Genomic DNA, 15,387 nt, shown 5'->3' on the forward strand with positions numbered 1-15,387 from the left:
CAGGGTGGACTGCCCCCAAGAAATTGGATTGGTGTCCAACTTATTGGGGGCAGTCCATTTGTGGGAGCTGGCTTGCCTGCGATAGGGCCGCACAGCGGCCCCGGCATTCTCAGCCCAAACGCCCCGCTGGGGCATAGGGCGCCGGGTCGATGATCGGTTCGGCACCGCTCAACAAATCGGTGAACAGCTGGCACGAAGCCGGCGCCAGCACCAACCCGTTCCGGTAGTGCCCGCAGTTCAACCACAACCCCGCATGCCCCGGCACCGGCCCGATATACGGAATGCCCTCAGGCGACCCCGGCCGCAGCCCGGCCCAGTGCGCCACCACGGTGGCCCCTTCCAGCTCAGGCAACAACTCCACCGCCGAAGCCTTCAGGCTCTGCAGTGCATCCCCGGTCGGGGTCTTGTCATACCCGGCATGCTCAAGCGTACTGCCCACCAGAATGTGCCCATCACGCCGCGGGATCGCATAGCGCCCTTTGGCCAGCACCATGCTCGGCAGGAAGTCTTCGGCACATTTGAACAGAATCATCTGGCCCTTCACTGGTTCCACCGGCAGCGCCAGGCCAAGCGTACGCAACAGGTCGCCACTCCAGGCGCCAGCACTGAGCACCACCTCATCCGCCGCCAGCACACCGTCGGCCGTCTGCACCCCGGTCACACGCCCGCCTTGCTGGACGAAACCGGTGATCTGGGAGTGCTCGCGCAAAGTCACGTTCGGCATTGCCAGCAACGCCGCCTTCAGCGATTTCACCAGGCGCGGGTTGCGCACATTGGCCACGCCCGCCATGTAGATGGCGCGCTTGAAACCCGGGCCCAGTACCGGCACCGCGTCATAGGCTGCCGATATATCCACCGCACGCAACGGCCGCTGGTGGCGCCCGGCCCAGGCCAGCGCTTGAGCTTCGTCATCCAGGTCCAGCCAGTACAGGCCAGTGGTGTGCACTTCGGGGTCGACACCGGTGCTGGCGAACAAGCGTTCGCCCAGCTGCGGATAAAAGTCCTGTGACCAGTGCGCCAGGGCAGTCACTGCCGGGCTGTAGCGCCACGGGTACAGCGGCGAAACGATGCCGCCACCGGCCCACGACGACTCACGGCCGACCTCGCCCTGATCGCACACCACCACATGGCCGACCTTGGCCGCCAGGTTGAACGCCGTCAACAGGCCGATCACCCCGCCGCCAACCACCACTACTTGCTTGCTCATCTGTCGATCCAACACCTGAAGTAAAACCGCGATGCGCCGGGCACCATTCAACCTTCAGCTCCCCCAGCAGTGCGCGCTGTGCTCAACGGCACCTGGGTTGCGCTGCACCCCTGCCTGGTCCAGCTGGAAGTCGCCACAGCCATCCTGCGCCATCAGCCCATGCGGCAAGCGCCGGGCGCGCAGCGTGAAGCTGTCGCTGTCGCGTTGCGCCTGCAGGCTGTAATGGCGGGTGCCGCCGGGCAGCGCCGGGTCGCCCTCGGCGTATTGGCCGGTGCGTACGCGGTGGCGCTCCAGGCGCAGGGCGGCATCGTGCAGCAGGCCAACCACTTCGCTGCGCGCGGCTCGCCGAAGCTGGTCGCTGTAACTGGGGTAGGCAATGGCTGCCAGAATGCCGGTCACGGCCAGGACAATCAACAACTCCATCAGGCTCAAACCTTGCTGCATGTCAGTCTCCTCTCAGTCTCTGTCGCCAGGTGATGCGCTGGAATGTGCCGTCGGCTGCGGCGTAGACCGCCTCCAGTACATGCCTGGATTGGCTTCGCTTGCTGACGGCAGTAATGCGCAACAGGGTGACCGCCTGCCCTTCGGGCACGTGCGCAGCACGCTGGCTGATGCCCAGGTTCTGTAGCTGGAAATAGCCGGTCGGGGTGGCTTGCCACTGGCCAGCTAGGTCGTGTGGCTGTGGTGGCGGCAGGCAGGCATTGCACGAGGGCGGCGGCGGGCCCTGTTCCAGCTTGCGCACCCCGGCCTGCAAGGCGGCCTCGGCCTCTTCCAGTGCGTACAGGCCATCGCTCAGGTAACCATTCATACGCGTTTCGACCAGCGCGTCGCGCAGCGCCGATGCGGCCAGCAGGCCGAGCAGCAGGCTCAGGACCAAGGCCAACAGCAGCACCACACCCCGCTGGCGGCTCATGAAGCCGGTACCGGGTTGCGCAATGCCACGCTCAACGCGTGGTGCTGCTCAAGTTGCAGCGTGGGCTCATACAAGGTCAGCTGAATATCCACACGCTCACCGGCAACCTGCACGATGCGCAGCTCCTGCACGTGCTCGACCAGCGGCTGATTGTTGCCCCGGCGCTTGAAATACAGCCTGCCGCCGCTGTGCGCATAATGGTGATGGCTGATGGGCACCGCCATCTGTGTGGCGCTAGCCTGTGCCCGGCGGCTCAGCACCTTGACCTCGTCGATACAGTTGGTCAGCAAGGTCCAGTCCGGGTCGCCGGTATGCCCCGGCAACTCGGCGACCATCAGGCTCAAGCTGGACGTCCCCAGCTCCATTGGCCGGGCGAAGCCAGGCGGCACCGCCTGGGCCGGAAAGTCGCCAGGTTTCAGGCGCAAACAGCCAAACATGCCCGCCATGCGAATATCCTGGGCCATGCGCAGCAGCGCCTGGCGCGCCTCCCCTTGCATGCGCAGCGCGGTGCCTTGCAGCCGCCAGGCTTGGTGCACAGAGGCGAATAGCTGGCTGGCCGCCACCAGCACCATCAACCCGATGGTCAGCGCCAGCAGCAACTCAAGCAAACCAGCACCCGTTTGCCGGCGCCTCATCTCCGTGCCCTTTCAAGCTCACTGTGTGCCGCCATTGCCGCCTGCCCATCGCGGCGCGCACTGTCTGTGGCTTGCAAGGCCTGCAGTTGCAGCCCCGCAGCGGCGAACATGCCCACGGCCACGACCACCACCGCCAACAACACCTCCAGCAGCGTCATGCCCTTTTGCCATGCGTGCATCCCTGCACCTCCTGCGATTTTTCCCGCTATTGCCTTCAACTTGAGCGACTGGACCTCCTGCCCAGCCACCGAGAAGCTATTAGCGAAGCACTTCCTGGGAGGAATGCACGGTGAAGCAACGTGGGGTAACACTGATACAGATGTTGTCGGCCTTGGCTGTGGCGACGTTGCTGACGCAAATCGGCCTACCGGCCTACGCCAGGATGAGCGATGACCTGCAGCGGGCGGCGGTGGCGCGCGACTTGGCCCAGGCACTGCGTAGCGCCCGTAGCCACGCGCTGTTGCAGGGGCAACCGGTGCTGGTGCAGGCGCTGGATGGCAATTGGGGAAATGGTTGGCGTGTAGCCCTGGAGCACAACCGGCAGGTACTGCGTGAGCAGCGCCTGGCCAGGCCGCTGGTAATCGTCGGCAACAGCGACGAACAGTTCAAGTTCAGTGCCCTGGGTGTGCCAATGAAGCTGGGCAACGGCTGGTTCGCCATCACCCTGGAGGTGTGCGAGCGCTCGGCGGCCAGCAGCCGCCACCAAGTGGTGATGGCCTCTTCAGGGAGGGTCAACTTGCTGGCTGAGCACCGCGACAATCAGCGCTGCCCCGGCTAACGCGCTTATCGAGCAGCCTTGCGTCGCGCAAGGCCGCTCGTGCACCTAAGCCCTGGCCGGTCAGATCAGCGAGCGAACCCGCAGCTCTTTGGGCATCGAGAACGTGATGTTCTCTTCCCGCCCATCCAGCTCTTCAGCGCCGGTAGCACCCCAGGCCTTGAGCTGTTCGATCACACCACGCACCAGCACTTCCGGGGCCGACGCACCGGCGGTGATGCCGATACGCGCAGCCTGGTCGAACCAGCCGCGTTGCAGGTCCTCGGCGCCATCGATCAGGTAGGCCGGGGTGCCCATGCGCTCGGCCAGCTCGCGCAGCCGGTTGGAGTTGGAGCTGTTCGGGCTGCCAACCACCAGCACTACGTCACTTTCATCGGCCAGTTGCTTGACGGCGTCCTGGCGGTTTTGCGTGGCGTAGCAAATGTCGTCCTTGCGCGGGCCACCAATGTTCGGGAAGCGCGCACGCAGGGCGTCGATCACACGGCTGGTGTCATCCATCGACAGGGTGGTCTGGGTGACGAAAGCCAGGTGGTCCGGGTCGCGCACCTGCAGCTTGGCCACGTCTTCCTCGTCTTCGACAAGGTAGATGGCGCCACCGTTGCTGGGGTCGTACTGGCCCATGGTGCCTTCGACTTCCGGGTGCCCTTCGTGGCCGATGAGAATGCACTCACGGCCATCGCGGCTGTACTTGGCGACTTCGATATGCACCTTGGTCACCAGTGGGCAAGTGGCATCGAACACTTTCAGGCCACGGCCAGCAGCTTCCTGGCGCACAGCCTGGGAAACACCGTGGGCACTGAAGATGACGATGACATCATCCGGCACCTGGTCCAGCTCCTCGACGAAGACGGCGCCACGGTTGCGCAGGTCTTCGACGACGAACTTGTTGTGCACCACTTCATGGCGCACGTAGATCGGCGGGCCGAAGACTTCCAGCGCGCGGTTGACGATCTCGATCGCCCGGTCGACCCCCGCGCAGAAGCCGCGAGGGTTGGCGAGTTTGATTTGCATGCTCGGCTCCAGGCTTACAGGGCCTTCACCTCGAGGATCTCCACCTCGAAGGTCAGGGTCTTGCCAGCCAGTGGGTGATTGAAGTCGATGGTCACCTGGTCGTCGTCGAACGCTTTGACCACCCCTGGCAGTTCGGCGTTGGCGGCGTCGTTGAAGATGATCAACAGCCCGTCGGACAGCTCCATGCCTTCGAAGTTGGACCGCGGCATGACTTGCACGTTTTGCGGGTTAGGCTGGCCGAAGGCATTTTCTGGCGCAACCTGCAGCGTACGCTTGTCACCGGCCTTGAAGCCGAACAGGGCGTTCTCGAAGCCCGGCAACAGGTTGCCATCGCCGACCTTGAAGGTTGCCGGGGCCTTGTCGAACGTGCTGTCTACGGTGTCGCCGTTTTCCAGGTGCAGCGCGAAGTGCAGGGTGACTTCGGTGTTCTGGCCGATACGGGTGTCAGTCATGGACCGGATCCTCGGACTTCTTGCTCTTGAACATATCCAGCGCCAGCATTACCGCACCAACGGTGATGGCGCTGTCGGCCACGTTGAAAGCCGGGAAGTAATGGCGGTTCTGCCAGTGCACCAGGATGAAGTCGACCACATGGCCCAGCACGATGCGATCGTACAGGTTGCCGATCGCCCCACCGAGCACCAGCGCCAGCGCCACGGCCAGCCAGGTTTCATTGCGCCCCAGGCGCTTGAGCCACACCACCAGCACTGCGCTGACCACCACGGCGATCAGGGCGAACAACCAGCGCTGCCAGCCGGCGCCGTCGGCCAGGAAGCTGAACGCGGCGCCGGTGTTGTAGGCCAGGGTCCAGCTGAAGTAGTCAGGTATGACGACGATCTGCTGGTACATGGTCAGGGCGTTGTTGAAATACAGCTTGGTGGCCTGGTCGATGACCAGGACCAGCAAGCTCAGCCACAGCCATGCGAGGCGCCCGAAGCGGCCCGCTGCAGGGTTAGGCATAGTGGCGCACCTCACCCGAGCCGGTCAGGTTGTCGACGCAACGGCTGCAGATTTCCGGGTGCTCCGGGTGGCTGCCAACGTCGGCGCGGAAGTGCCAGCAACGGCCGCACTTGGCGTGGCCGGACTTGACCACCTGCAGTTTCAGGCCCTCGACTTCGGTGGCAACCGCTTCGGCAGGGGCCTGGGCAAATGGCACCACGCTGGCAGCGGAGGTGATCAGCACAAAGCGCAGCTCGTCACCCAGCTTGCCCAGGTCGGCGCTCAGGCCCTCATCGGCGTACAGGGTCACTTCAGCCTGCAGGTTGCCGCCGATGACTTTGGCGGTACGCTGGTTTTCCAGCTCCTTGTTGACCGAGGCCTTCACCGCCATGACGCGGTCCCAGTAGCCACGGTCCAGCTCGGTGCCTTCCGGCAGCTCGCTCAGGCCCTGGTACCAGCCATTGAGCATGACCGACTCGTTGCGCTCGCCCGGCAGGTACTGCCAGATTTCGTCGGCGGTGAACGCCAGGATCGGTGCGATCCAGCGCACCAGCGCTTCGCTGATGTGATACAGCGCAGTCTGGCAGGAACGGCGGGCGACACTGTTGGCGCCGGTGGTGTACTGGCGGTCCTTGATGATGTCGAGGTAGAAGCCGCCCAGCTCCTGCACGCAGAAGTTGTGCACCTTGGAGTACACGTTCCAGAAACGGTACTCGCTGTAGTGCTCTTCGAGTTCGCGTTGCAGCAACAAGGTGCGGTCCACGGCCCAGCGGTCCAGCGCCAGCATGTCTTGCGGGGCCAGCAGGTCGCTGGCCGGGTCGAAACCGGACAGGTTCGAGAGCAGGAAGCGTGCGGTATTGCGGATACGCCGGTAGGCGTCGGCGCTGCGCTGCAGGATCTGCTCGGAAACGGCCATTTCACCGGAATAGTCGGTAGCCGAAACCCACAGGCGCAGGATGTCGGCGCCCAAGGTGTTGTTGACCTTCTCCGGCTCGATGGTGTTGCCCAGCGACTTGGACATCTTGCGGCCGTTTTCGTCCACGGTGAAGCCGTGGGTCAGCAGCTCGCGGTACGGCGCATGGTTGTCGATGGCGCAACCGGTCAGCAAGGACGAGTGGAACCAGCCGCGGTGCTGGTCGGAGCCTTCCAGGTACAGGTCGGCGCGCGGGCCGGTGGCGTGGCCGATGTTGTGGGAGCCACGCAGCACGTGCCAGTGGGTGGTGCCCGAATCGAACCACACGTCGAGGGTGTCGGCGATCTTGTCGTACTGCTCGGCCTCAGCGCCCAGCAGTTCGGCAGCGTCCAGCTTGAACCAGGCTTCGATGCCCTGCTGCTCGACGCGCTTGGCCACTTCTTCCATCAGTTCGACGGTGCGCGGGTGCAGCTCGCCGGTCTGCTTGTGCAGGAAGAACGGAATCGGTACGCCCCAGTTGCGCTGACGCGAAATGCACCAGTCTGGGCGGTTGGCGATCATCGCGTGCAGGCGTGCCTGGCCCCAGGCCGGAACGAACTTGGTTTGCTCGATGGCTTTCAGCGCGCGCTCACGCAGCGGCTCGCCGGTAGTCGGCTGCTTGTCCATACCCACGAACCACTGCGCGGTAGCGCGGTAGATCAGTGGGGTTTTATGGCGCCAGCAGTGCATATAGCTGTGGCTGATGGTTTCGGTGTGCATCAGCGCACCGACTTCACCGAGTTTCTCGACGATGGCCGGGTTGGCCTTCCAGATGAACTGGCCGCCGAAGAATGGCAGCGACTCGACATACACACCGTTGCTCTGCACCGGGGTAAGGATGTCATCGTTGACCATGCCGTAACGCTTGCAGGTGACGAAGTCGTCTTCACCGTAGGCTGGCGCGGAGTGCACCACCCCGGTACCGGCGCCCAGCTCGACGTAGTCGGCCAGGTACACCGGCGACAGGCGGTCGTAGAGCGGGTGACGGAAGTTGACCAGCTCCAGCGCCGCGCCTTGGGCGGTAGCGATGACCGAGCCTTCCAGGTTGTAACGCTTGAGGCACGACTCCACCAGTTCTTCAGCCAGCACCAGCAGGCGCTCACCGGTGTCGACCAGGGCGTAGGTGAACTCGGGATGGATGTTCAACGCCTGGTTGGCTGGAATGGTCCACGGGGTGGTGGTCCAGATCACGATGGCGGCAGGCTTGGCCAGCGACGCCAGGCCGAAGGCGGCAGCCAGCTTGGCTTCGTCGGCAACCGGGAAGGCCACGTCGATGGTCTGCGATTTTTTATCGGCGTACTCGACTTCCGCCTCAGCCAGCGCCGAACCGCAGTCAAAGCACCAGTTCACCGGTTTCAGGCCCTTGAACACGAAACCTTGCTTGACCATTTCGGCCAGGGCACGGATTTCACCCGCCTCGTTGGCGAAGTTCATGGTCTTGTACGGGTTGTCCCAATCACCCAGCACGCCCAGGCGAATGAACTCGGTCTTCTGCCCTTCGATCTGCTCGGCAGCATACTCCCGGCACAGCTCGCGGGTGCGGTCGGCCGACAGGTGCTTGCCGTGGGTAACCTCGACCTTGTGCTCGATCGGCAGGCCATGGCAGTCCCAACCCGGCACGTACGGCGCGTCGAAACCGGCCAGGGTCTTGGAACGGACGATCATGTCCTTGAGAATTTTGTTCAGCGCATGACCGATGTGAATCTTGCCGTTGGCATAGGGCGGGCCGTCGTGCAGGACGAACTTTGGACGATCCTTGCCAATTTCGCGCAGCTTCTGGTACAGGCCAATGCTGTCCCAGCGCTGCAGGATCTGCGGTTCGCGCTGAGGCAGGCCGGCCTTCATGGGGAAGGCGGTGTCCGGAAGGTTAAGCGTGGCTTTGTAGTCGGTCATTTCAGGCTCTTCGTTAGCGGTTGAGCGTGCCAATGTGCACGTGCGGCGGCGATATCCGCATCGATCGCCGACTTCAGCGCCTCCAGGGAGGCGAATCGCTGCTCTTCACGCAGCTTGTGGTGGAACTCCACCGTAAGGCGCCGGCCGTAAAGGTCGCCGGCATAGTCCAGCAGATGAATTTCCAGGTGCGGGCGCCCATCACCGGCAACGGTGGGGCGCACGCCAATGTTGCCGACACCCGGCCAGGCCTTGCCGTCGATTTCGATGCTGGCCAGGTAGACCCCGGACAGCGGTACGCGGCGGCGCTTGAGCTGGATGTTGGCAGTGGGCGTGCCAAGCTGGCGAGCCAGCTTCTGGCCGTGCAACACACGGCCGGTAATGCGGTACGGGCGGCCCAGCAGGTGCTCGGCCAGCTCGAAGTTGCCGTCGGCCAAGGCCTGGCGCACTTCGGTACTGCTGACCCGCAGGCCGTCCTGAATCACGGTGTTGGCAGCTTCGACGGTAAAGCCATATTGCTTGCCGGCCTCGACCAGGAAAGCGAAGTCGCCGGCGCGGTCGCAGCCAAAGCGGAAATCGTCGCCCACTTCGAGGTGACGCACGCCCAGGCCATCGACCAGGATGGTCTTGACGAACGCATCGGCGCCGAGCTTGCTCAGGCGCTGGTTGAAGGCCAGGCACAGCACCCGGTCGATGCCTTCGGCGGCCAGCAGCTCGAGCTTGTCGCGCAGGCGGGCCAGGCGCGCAGGTGCGGTATCGGGCGCGAAGTACTCGCGCGGTTGCGGTTCGAAGACCACCACGCAGGTCGGCAGGCCCAAGGCCTGGCCGCGCTCGCGCAGGCGCGCCAGGATTGCCTGGTGGCCACGGTGAACCCCGTCGAAGTTGCCAATGGTGGCGACACAGCCCCGGTGTTCGGGGCGCAGGTTGTGAAGACCTCGAACCAGCTGCATAACGCGCTTCTTGCTCATAAAGTGGCCGATTATAACCACACCCGGGCGCCGGTGACAGGCAGCAGCGCCCAGGGGCGGCGTGGAATGCGAAAAACCGACGCCTGACCCGCAGGTAGCCCTAGTGCAAGGCCTTGCGAGCGAAATGCCGGGGGCGGAAACCGCACAGGAACAAACAGCCGAAATAGGTCACGACCCCCGCCACGATCAGCACGCCGAGGCGCATGAAGCGCTGCAGCATGATGCCCTGCTCCCAGGCCGGCATGTAGTGCATGCCCACCAGCAGCACTGCCGACATCAGCGCCACGGCCAGCACCAGCTTGGCCAGAAACATCGCCCAGCCCGGCTGCGGCTCGAACAGGCGCTGACTGCGCAGCTTCCAGAACAGCAAACCGGCATTCAGGCAGGCACCCAGGCTGATGGCCAAGGCCAGCCCGGCATGCGCCAGCGGGCCGACCAGGGCCAGGTTGAACAGCTGGGTGCAGACCAGGGTGAAGACCGCGATCTTCACCGGCGTGCGGATATTCTGCTGCGCATAAAAGCCGGGTGCCAGTACCTTGACCAGAATGATCGCCAGCAAGCCCACCGAATAGGCCATCAGCGCCCGCTGGGTCATGGCGGCATCGAACGCGCTGAACTTGCCATACTGAAACAGCGCCACGGTCAGCGGCTCGGCCAGAATGGCCAGTGCCAGGGTGCACGGCAACACCAGCAGGAAGCACAGGCGCAGGCCCCAGTCGAGGATCCGCGAATACTCCTCGCGATCCTTGTTGGCGTAGGTTTTGGCCAGGGTCGGCAGCAGGATGGTACCCAAGGCCACGCCCAGCACGCCGGAAGGCAGCTCCATCAGGCGGTCGGCGTAATACATCCAGGATACCGAGCCAGCCACCAGGAACGAGGCGAAGATGGTGTTGATGATCAGCGAGATCTGGCTCACCGACACCCCGAGAATGGCCGGCAGCATCTGCTTGAGCACCCGCCACACGCCGGTATCGCGCAGGTTCAGGCGGGGCAGCACGAGCATGCCGATCTTCTTCAGCGCCGGCAACTGGTACAACAGTTGCGCCAGGCCACCGGCGAGTACGCCCCAGGCCAGGGCCATGATCGGCGGGTTGAAGTACGGCGTGAGCAGCACCGCGAAGGCGATCATCGCCACGTTGAGCAGGGTCGGGGTAAAGGCCGGTACCGAGAAACGGTTCCAGGTATTGAGGATCGCCCCGGCCAGGGACGACAGGGAGATCAGCAATATATAAGGAAAGGTCACCCGCAACAGGGCCGTGGTCAGTTCGTACTTTTCCGTGCTGTCGACAAACCCCGGGGCCGTGGCCCACACCACCCAGGGTGCCGCCAGGATGCCGATGGCGGTCACCAGGGCCAGGACCAGGGTGAGCAAACCGGTGATATAGGCAACGAAAGTGCGGGTCGCCTCCTCGCCTTGCTGCGTCTTGTATTCGGCCAGGATCGGCACGAAGGCCTGGGAGAATGCACCTTCGGCGAAAATGCGCCGCAGCAGGTTGGGCAACTTGAAAGCGATGAAGAAAGCGTCGGTGGCAATGCCCGCACCGAAGATACGCGCCAGAATGGTGTCGCGAATGAAGCCCAGCACCCGCGAAATCATGGTGATCGAGCTTACTGCAGCCAGGGATTTGAGCAGGTTCATCGAAAAGATTCACGCCAATGACAGAGGACGCTGCCAGACAGCATCCGAATGTGCGATACTCCCGCGCCTTCGCAGGGGAGCCAAAAATTCCCGAGTGTACAGGTCGCGCAGCAGAAAGGAATCTTTCCCGCTTGTTGGCGCACCGCTCGGCGGAACCTTGCAGGTGGCCTTGACATCCGCTCGACTGATCGGCATGATTCGCGGCCTATTTTGTTTGCTATTTACCTAAAGTCTTTCGAGGAGCTCGACGGTGGCCAACACACCTTCCGCCAAGAAACGTGCAAAACAGGCTGAGAAGCGTCGCAGCCACAACGCCAGCCTGCGTTCCATGGTCCGCACCTACATCAAGAATGTAGTTAAAGCCATTGACGCAAAAGACGCTGAAAAAGCACAAGCCGCTTATGTTCTGGCTGTACCTGTAATCGACCGCATGGCCGACAAAGGTATCATCCACAAGAACAAGGCTGCTCGTCACAAAGGCCGTCTGAATGGCCACATCAAGGCGCTGAAAGAAGCTGCAGCTGCCTAAGCGACGTTAAAGTCGAAAAGCCGACCCTAGGGTCGGCTTTTTGTTGCCTGCGATTTGGGCATGCGCCAAGGTGTAACCGCAATTTTGCAGGGGCGGCCTTGGTCGCCACCGGGCTGCAAAGCAGCCCCAGTGACTGTGATTGCCTGCTGTTACTTGCCTAACTGAATCTTCGGCGCCCATTGCAGCCACTCGTCCTCGGCCTTGTCGAACAAGGCGAAGGTCTGCTGCGGCCGGGCCGGGTTACCCATCCGCTCGCCGTCCGGCGTTGCGAAGGCGATGCCACCATCGATCACGGTTTCCAGCGACTCGGTGCGCACGGTCGCGCCTTTGAACAGCCCCCAGTCGAAGCCGAAGCCGCTGGTGTTCCAGAAACGGCTGCCACTGCGCACCAGCGCGGCATAACGCGGCTCGATCAGGATATGGATCAGCACGCGGTCAGCACTCTGCCCAAGCTCGAAGCCTGTCACCTTACCCACGGCTACCTCGCGGTAAGTAACGGGCACCCCGGGCTTGATCGAGCCACGGCGTGGTGCACTGAGTGTCAACGGCAGGCCGACCTCTGGCCCAGCCACCTGCGGCGCCTCGGGCAGCGCAATGAAGTCACTTTGCGGCCCGCGGTCTTTGGTGGCCGGCTGCACCTCCAGGTACTGGCCGGTCACCAGGGTATCCAGGTTCTCAGTGCGCACCAGGCCAAACGCAGGTTTGACCACCCAGAACTGCGTCCCGGCCCGGGCGATGCGATTTGCCGCTTCGGTGATACGCGCCCGCAGCAGCACCGCCTGCAGGTCATTGGTCAAGTCGACGCTCTCGATGCTGCCCACATCCAGGCCCCGGAAGCGAATCGCTGTACCTGGCTTCAGGCCATCCGCGCGGTCGACACGGATAGTGATCAAGGTGCCCGCACGGTTCACCGCCTCTTGGCTTTCGTGCAGCCGGAAGCGCGGAATGTGCCGCTTCAGCGGAACATCCGCACGCGGCGTGTCGAAGGCAATGCCACCGGCCATCAGCGTTTGCAGCGACTCACTCTTCACCTTGATGCCGGACAAGCCGCCAGTCAGGGTAATACCGCTGGCGTTCCAGAAGCGCGACGAACCGTTGACCAGTTTTTCGTATTCTTTCTCGATGTGCACACCAATGAGGATGCGGTTACTGTTGCGGGCGAACTGATAGCTTTGCACGCTCCCCACTTTGACCTGGCGATACATCACCGGGCTGCCGACCTCCAGCGAACCGAGGGTGTCGGCGAACAGCACCATGTGCAGGCCAGGCGCCTTGAGGTCCAGCGGCGGCGCCTTGGCACGCGCCTCGAACTCGCGCTCTGGCCGCGCGCCCTTTTCGCCGGGGCGAATGGCGATATAGTTACCTTTTACCAGCGCCTCCAGCCCCGTGATACCCGCCAGGGAAATCGAAGGCTTGACCACCCAGAACTGGGTCCCTTCCACCAGGTAGTCCTCGGTGAGCGGGTCCAGTGTCAGCTCGGCCGAAGCGCTGGCCAGGTTGTCTTCCATCTTCAGCGTTTTCAGCGAGCCAACCTGGATGCCTTTGTACATGACCGGGGTACGGCCCGCCTGCAGGCCTTCGTAATCGGTGAGCTTGACCTTGACCCGTATCCCCGCCTGAGCTGCATCGAAGTCTTCATACAGGCGAAATGGCAGGCTGGGGTCGGTTGGCGGGCTGTCCTTGCGATACTCCGGGGTTGCAAAGGCAATACCCCCGGCAACGATGCTCGACAGCGACTCGCTACGCACTTTCACACCCGAAAGCGAAGCGTCGATGCTTACCCCGCTGGCATTCCAGAAGCGCGTGTGTTTGCGCACCAGGCTGGCGTAAGCCGGCTCGATGAATATTTTTACCTCCACCGTGCTCTGGTCTTCGGACAGGCGATAACTCTTCACCCGGCCGACCTGGATCTGTTTATAGAACACTGGGCTGTCACGGTTGAGCGAACCTAGCCGTTCAGCCTTGAGTACAAGATGCAGGCCAGGTTCGCTGTCCGACAGTGGCGGCGCCACCTTCAGCGCGGTAAAGCGCTTGGTAGGCTCACCTTCGCCCGGGCTGACTGCGATGTAGTTACCAGACACCAGGGTTTCCAGGCCTGAAATGCCTGCCAGGGTGACACTGGGCTTCACCAGCCAGAAGCGCGTCCCCTTGGTCAGATGCGGCTCGGCATCCTTGTTCATTTCGATCGTGGCGATAACACCCTGGTTCTCACCCTCGGCATCGAGCACCAGGCTCTTCACCTTGCCAACCGGCATCCCTTTGTAGATCACCTCGGTCTTGTTGGCGACGATCCCGTCGCCCGACTCGAAGCGCACTTCAATCTCCACACCGGCCTGGCGGTAAGCCTGCCAAGCGAGCCAACCACCGATCATCAAGGCGATCAAAGGCAGGATCCAGATGGCCGACCAGTTCGAGGCTGGGCGGGTTTTAGCCGTTGGCAGGTCACTCATGGTCGTCATCCGACTCCGTGTTATCCCAAATCAGTCGGGGATCGAAAGTTAAAGCAGCAAACATTGTCAGGATCACCACAGTTGCGAAGGCGACGGCGCCCAAATTGGCTTCGACACTGGCTATTCGGCCGAAATTCACCACTGCCACGAGAATGGCAATGACGAAGATATCCAGCATGGACCAGCGCCCGATGAATTCGATGAAGCGGTACATAAATATCCGTTGCCGGGCCGAAAGCGGCTGCCGCCGTTGTACGGAGTACAGCAGCAAACCGATGCCTACCAGCTTGAAGGTCGGCACCAGAATGCTGGCAATGAACACCACTGCAGCGATCGGCACCATGCCGTGCTTGAGCAAGGTAATGACCCCGGACATGATCGTGTCCGGGCTGCCTTGGCCGAGGGTACTCACGGTCATGATGGGCAACACGTTGGCCGGGATGTACAGAATCGACGCGGCAATCAGCAGCGCCCAGGTGCGCATGATGCTGTTCGGACGCCGCGCATGCACTACAGCGCCACAACGTGTGCAGCTTTGCGATTTACTGTCCGGCGCCTGCCGGTTCAGCTCATGGCATTCATTGCAGACCAGAATGCCCGCATCAATCGCCCGCATGCAGGTCCTCCCCCGATAGCGCACTCCAGATCTGGTGCGGTGACATCACCACTTCCAGCCAAACCTGGATCAACAACAGGCTGATAAAACAGAACAACCCCAACCCTACGGTCAATTCAGCCAGGTCGACCAGCTTGACGATGGCCACCAGTACACCCATGAAATAGACCTCGAGCATGCCCCAATCGCGCAGGTGGTGATAGATACGGTAGAACAGCAGGCCCAAACCGCGCCCCACGTTCAGGCGAATACTCAGCAATACAGCCAGTTGGCACAGCAACTTGGTTAATGGAATAGCCATGCTGCAAAGGAAAACCACCACCGCCACGCCACGCATTTCCGAGTTGTACAGGCCTAGCACACCACTCCAGACAGTATCGTCAGACGTTTGGCCAAGCAGGTGCAGCTGCATGATGGGCAGAAAATTGGCTGGCACGAACAGCAACAAGGCCGTCAGTACCAGGGCCAGGCTGCGATTGACCACATTGTGCCGGTGAGCATACAGCTCGTAACCGCAGCGCGGGCAGAGGGCCTTTTCACCATGCTGTAACACGGGCTTGCGCAGCAGCAGGTCACATTCGTGGCAGGCCACAAGCTCTTCCAGCGGCAACCGGGCCAGCGATTCAGGTTCGACGGGATTGGACATGGAGTACTTCTGAGTAGGTGCGTGGGCCTATTCTAGTGTTCTGGCTCGAATTGTGGGAGCCGGCGTGCCGATGAAGCGCACGGCGCGGTGAATGGCACCGGCTGCGCCGGTGTTCGCGGGCACGCCCGCTCCCACAGGGGTTGTGGTGAGGCAAGGGGACTTTTTTGGAGCACAAAGACAAAACCCCTACCTGCATGCGCAGATAGGGGTTTTGCGA

16 protein-coding genes are annotated in these 15,387 nt (G+C 62.7%); 2 read left to right on the plus strand and 14 right to left on the minus strand.

Annotated features, from left to right (window positions below; genetic code table 11):
• Positions 1 to 109: 109 nt before the first annotated feature.
• The 5 genes from thiO to EGJ22_RS24165 are packed head-to-tail and all read right to left on the minus strand — an operon-like array spanning position 110 to position 2,934.
• On the minus strand, positions 110 to 1,207 hold the full coding sequence (gene thiO / locus EGJ22_RS24145; RefSeq protein WP_029886700.1) for a glycine oxidase ThiO: 1,098 nt from the start codon (positions 1,205 to 1,207) through the stop codon (positions 110 to 112).
• Between the two features lie 54 nt (positions 1,208 to 1,261).
• Positions 1,262 to 1,651 (minus strand): type IV pilin protein, encoded by a 390-nt coding sequence (locus tag EGJ22_RS24150; protein WP_009682088.1) that lies wholly within the window; start codon positions 1,649 to 1,651, stop codon positions 1,262 to 1,264.
• Between the two features lies 1 nt (position 1,652).
• On the minus strand, positions 1,653 to 2,120 hold the full coding sequence (locus EGJ22_RS24155) for a hypothetical protein (RefSeq protein WP_029886699.1): 468 nt from the start codon (positions 2,118 to 2,120) through the stop codon (positions 1,653 to 1,655).
• Positions 2,117 to 2,755 carry a PilW family protein gene (locus EGJ22_RS24160; RefSeq protein WP_029886698.1) on the minus strand — a complete coding sequence of 213 codons (639 nt, stop codon included), beginning with the start codon at positions 2,753 to 2,755 and terminating at the stop codon, positions 2,117 to 2,119. Before EGJ22_RS24160 ends, EGJ22_RS24155 begins: the two co-directional genes overlap by 4 nt.
• Positions 2,752 to 2,934 (minus strand): prepilin-type N-terminal cleavage/methylation domain-containing protein, encoded by a 183-nt coding sequence (locus EGJ22_RS24165; protein ID WP_009682085.1) that lies wholly within the window; start codon positions 2,932 to 2,934, stop codon positions 2,752 to 2,754. Before EGJ22_RS24165 ends, EGJ22_RS24160 begins: the two co-directional genes overlap by 4 nt.
• Before the next feature lie 110 nt (positions 2,935 to 3,044).
• Between EGJ22_RS24165 and EGJ22_RS24170 the strand changes: the two genes are divergently transcribed.
• Positions 3,045 to 3,533, plus strand: a complete 489-nt coding sequence (locus EGJ22_RS24170) for a GspH/FimT family pseudopilin (RefSeq protein ID WP_029886697.1) — start codon at positions 3,045 to 3,047, stop codon at positions 3,531 to 3,533.
• 60 nt (positions 3,534 to 3,593) lie between these two features.
• Here EGJ22_RS24170 and ispH read toward each other — a convergent pair whose 3' ends face one another.
• The 6 genes from ispH to murJ form a co-directional block, all read right to left on the minus strand.
• Positions 3,594 to 4,541, minus strand: a complete 948-nt coding sequence (gene ispH / locus EGJ22_RS24175) for a 4-hydroxy-3-methylbut-2-enyl diphosphate reductase (RefSeq protein WP_029886696.1) — start codon at positions 4,539 to 4,541, stop codon at positions 3,594 to 3,596.
• Between the two features lie 14 nt (positions 4,542 to 4,555).
• Positions 4,556 to 4,993 carry an FKBP-type peptidyl-prolyl cis-trans isomerase gene (gene fkpB, locus EGJ22_RS24180; RefSeq protein ID WP_009682083.1) on the minus strand — a complete coding sequence of 146 codons (438 nt, stop codon included), beginning with the start codon at positions 4,991 to 4,993 and terminating at the stop codon, positions 4,556 to 4,558.
• The gene (gene lspA, locus EGJ22_RS24185) at positions 4,986 to 5,501 is read right to left on the minus strand and encodes a signal peptidase II (RefSeq protein WP_003247609.1); all 516 of its coding nucleotides are present in this window, start codon (positions 5,499 to 5,501) and stop codon (positions 4,986 to 4,988) included. The genes fkpB and lspA overlap by 8 nt, the downstream gene beginning before the upstream one ends.
• On the minus strand, positions 5,494 to 8,325 hold the full coding sequence (gene ileS, locus EGJ22_RS24190) for an isoleucine--tRNA ligase (RefSeq protein WP_029886695.1): 2,832 nt from the start codon (positions 8,323 to 8,325) through the stop codon (positions 5,494 to 5,496). The genes lspA and ileS overlap by 8 nt, the downstream gene beginning before the upstream one ends.
• Entirely contained in the window at positions 8,322 to 9,272 is a 951-nt protein-coding gene (gene ribF / locus EGJ22_RS24195; protein ID WP_009682081.1) for a bifunctional riboflavin kinase/FAD synthetase, read from the minus strand. The genes ileS and ribF overlap by 4 nt, the downstream gene beginning before the upstream one ends.
• A 118-nt stretch (positions 9,273 to 9,390) precedes the next feature.
• Positions 9,391 to 10,929 (minus strand): murein biosynthesis integral membrane protein MurJ, encoded by a 1,539-nt coding sequence (gene murJ / locus EGJ22_RS24200; RefSeq protein WP_009682080.1) that lies wholly within the window; start codon positions 10,927 to 10,929, stop codon positions 9,391 to 9,393.
• A 250-nt stretch (positions 10,930 to 11,179) separates the two neighbouring features.
• On the opposite strand from murJ, the gene rpsT reads away from it, so the two are divergent.
• Positions 11,180 to 11,458 carry a 30S ribosomal protein S20 gene (gene rpsT, locus EGJ22_RS24205; protein WP_003247625.1) on the plus strand — a complete coding sequence of 93 codons (279 nt, stop codon included), beginning with the start codon at positions 11,180 to 11,182 and terminating at the stop codon, positions 11,456 to 11,458.
• A 149-nt stretch (positions 11,459 to 11,607) separates the two neighbouring features.
• Here the strand turns inward: rpsT and EGJ22_RS24210 are convergent, their stop codons facing one another.
• Genes EGJ22_RS24210 through EGJ22_RS24220 form a run of 3 tightly spaced genes read right to left on the minus strand, consistent with a single transcriptional unit; the run spans position 11,608 to position 15,170 of the window.
• Positions 11,608 to 13,908: a PqiB family protein gene (locus tag EGJ22_RS24210; RefSeq protein ID WP_009682079.1), complete on the minus strand. Its 2,301-nt coding sequence runs from the start codon at positions 13,906 to 13,908 to the stop codon at positions 11,608 to 11,610.
• Positions 13,901 to 14,524, minus strand: coding sequence for a paraquat-inducible protein A (locus tag EGJ22_RS24215; RefSeq protein ID WP_009682078.1), 624 nt, complete (start codon positions 14,522 to 14,524; stop codon positions 13,901 to 13,903). The genes EGJ22_RS24210 and EGJ22_RS24215 overlap by 8 nt, the downstream gene beginning before the upstream one ends.
• Positions 14,511 to 15,170: a paraquat-inducible protein A gene (locus EGJ22_RS24220; protein WP_009682077.1), complete on the minus strand. Its 660-nt coding sequence runs from the start codon at positions 15,168 to 15,170 to the stop codon at positions 14,511 to 14,513. Before EGJ22_RS24220 ends, EGJ22_RS24215 begins: the two co-directional genes overlap by 14 nt.
• Between the last annotated feature and the right edge of the window lie 217 nt (positions 15,171 to 15,387).

Source organism: Pseudomonas sp. p99-361 (genome assembly GCF_003935475.1).
Classification (GTDB): domain Bacteria; phylum Pseudomonadota; class Gammaproteobacteria; order Pseudomonadales; family Pseudomonadaceae; genus Aquipseudomonas; species Aquipseudomonas juntendi.

Excerpts from the sequence above, each read along its gene's own strand:
- EGJ22_RS24155 (WP_029886699.1), bottom strand. The coding sequence starts at position 2,120 with ATGAGCCGCCAGCGGGGTGTGGTGCTGCTGTTGGCCTTGGTCCTGAGC.
- EGJ22_RS24160 (WP_029886698.1), bottom strand. The coding sequence starts at position 2,755 with ATGAGGCGCCGGCAAACGGGTGCTGGTTTGCTTGAGTTGCTGCTGGCG.
- EGJ22_RS24150 (WP_009682088.1), bottom strand. The coding sequence starts at position 1,651 with ATGCAGCAAGGTTTGAGCCTGATGGAGTTGTTGATTGTCCTGGCCGTG.
- fkpB (WP_009682083.1), bottom strand. The coding sequence starts at position 4,993 with ATGACTGACACCCGTATCGGCCAGAACACCGAAGTCACCCTGCACTTC.
- thiO (WP_029886700.1), bottom strand. The coding sequence starts at position 1,207 with ATGAGCAAGCAAGTAGTGGTGGTTGGCGGCGGGGTGATCGGCCTGTTG.
- EGJ22_RS24165 (WP_009682085.1), bottom strand. The coding sequence starts at position 2,934 with ATGCACGCATGGCAAAAGGGCATGACGCTGCTGGAGGTGTTGTTGGCG.
- EGJ22_RS24220 (WP_009682077.1), bottom strand. The coding sequence starts at position 15,170 with ATGTCCAATCCCGTCGAACCTGAATCGCTGGCCCGGTTGCCGCTGGAA.
- ribF (WP_009682081.1), bottom strand. The coding sequence starts at position 9,272 with ATGCAGCTGGTTCGAGGTCTTCACAACCTGCGCCCCGAACACCGGGGC.
- EGJ22_RS24215 (WP_009682078.1), bottom strand. The coding sequence starts at position 14,524 with ATGCGGGCGATTGATGCGGGCATTCTGGTCTGCAATGAATGCCATGAG.
- murJ (WP_009682080.1), bottom strand. The coding sequence starts at position 10,929 with ATGAACCTGCTCAAATCCCTGGCTGCAGTAAGCTCGATCACCATGATT.
- ispH (WP_029886696.1), bottom strand. The coding sequence starts at position 4,541 with ATGCAAATCAAACTCGCCAACCCTCGCGGCTTCTGCGCGGGGGTCGAC.
- ileS (WP_029886695.1), bottom strand. The coding sequence starts at position 8,325 with ATGACCGACTACAAAGCCACGCTTAACCTTCCGGACACCGCCTTCCCC.
- EGJ22_RS24210 (WP_009682079.1), bottom strand. The coding sequence starts at position 13,908 with ATGAGTGACCTGCCAACGGCTAAAACCCGCCCAGCCTCGAACTGGTCG.
- lspA (WP_003247609.1), bottom strand. The coding sequence starts at position 5,501 with ATGCCTAACCCTGCAGCGGGCCGCTTCGGGCGCCTCGCATGGCTGTGG.